We start from the raw sequence: 774 nt of genomic DNA on the forward strand, positions 1-774 counted from the left end.
AGCGGCTTGAACTCGTCTTCCAGCAATTCGCCCGATAGGCGGCGGTCCACCTGTCCACGGAATTGCGCGACCCGCTCGGAGACGATCCGGGCGTCAAACTCATCATATCTGTACATTACGCAGCCTCTTTTGCGTGCGGTATATTGAGGGCCACTTCGGTGCGGCTGACCCATCTTTCCACGGAAGGAAAATCAGACAGGTCAAAGCCACCCTCATGGGCGACCCGTGTGTAGGCGACCAACGCAATATCGGCGAGCGTCATCGCATCGCCAACCAGCCAGTCGGTATAGGTCAATTGCAGCTCCATCACACCGAGCGCGCGGCGCCCCTTGGCCATCAGCTGCGGATCGATCTGGTCATCCGGCGTATTGAGATAATGTTTCTGGAAGCGCCTCACAGCAATGGCGGTCTCGTGAGAGTATTGTTCCCAGAACAGCCAGCTCATCATCTGGGCCCGGCGGAACGTGTCAGAAGGGACCAGGTCACTGCCTGCCTCTTCGGCGAGATACAACATGATGGCGTTGGACTGTGGCAACGCACGGCCATCCGGCCAGCGCGCCAGCGGCACCTGACCCGCCGGGTTCAGCGACAGGAAGTCTTCGGTCTGGGTGCCGCCCTGAAGGATATCGACCTCTACCCAATCATATGGGATGCCAAGCAAGTCAGCGGTCCATTTCGGTTTCATGCAATTGCCGGAAATGGAATCGCCGTAAAGTGTGAGTCGCTGAATCTCGCGATGGGGCATTATGCGCCCTCTCCATAGGAAACGGTCGG

General features: G+C 58.4%; 1 protein-coding gene. It reads right to left on the reverse strand.

The features are described 5' to 3' along the window. Positions 1-115: 115 nt before the first annotated feature. Positions 116-745: a glutathione S-transferase family protein gene (locus tag B4F73_RS03910; RefSeq protein ID WP_290482556.1), complete on the reverse strand. Its 630-nt coding sequence runs from the start codon at positions 743-745 to the stop codon at positions 116-118. Positions 746-774 lie beyond the last annotated feature (29 nt).

This window comes from Hyphomonas sp. UBA3601, assembly GCF_002375605.1.
Taxonomy (GTDB): domain Bacteria; phylum Pseudomonadota; class Alphaproteobacteria; order Caulobacterales; family Hyphomonadaceae; genus Hyphomonas.